At 68.3% G+C, this 287-nt stretch carries 1 pseudogene; it reads right to left on the bottom strand.

The features are described 5' to 3' along the window. Positions 1-287: pseudogene (locus EN846_RS34650) on the bottom strand (hypothetical protein); the annotation flags it as partial.

Raw genomic sequence — 287 nt, forward strand, 5'->3', positions numbered from 1 at the left:
TGGCCGACAGCGCCGACAGTTCCTCCTTGATCGCAGCGAAACGCTGCTGCGCCTCCGGCGCCAGCTCGGCACCGCCCAGCCGGAAGTCACGCAGCGTGTTGTCCAGCACCTTGCGCCGGGCTTCATCGAAGCGTGCTGCCTCCGGGCTGGCGGCCAGTGCCTGGTATTGGCGATACAGCGCCAGGTTCTGGCCCAGCGCACTGGCGAAGCGGGTCACCCGCGGCAGATTGCTGTTGTAGGCCTCACGCAGTTCGGGCGTGTTGACCACGCCCTGCAGGTGGCCGACC

Origin of the sequence: Mesorhizobium sp. M4B.F.Ca.ET.203.01.1.1, from assembly GCF_004791025.1 — a bacterium.
GTDB classification, from domain to species: Bacteria; Pseudomonadota; Alphaproteobacteria; order Rhizobiales; family Rhizobiaceae; genus Mesorhizobium; species Mesorhizobium abyssinicae.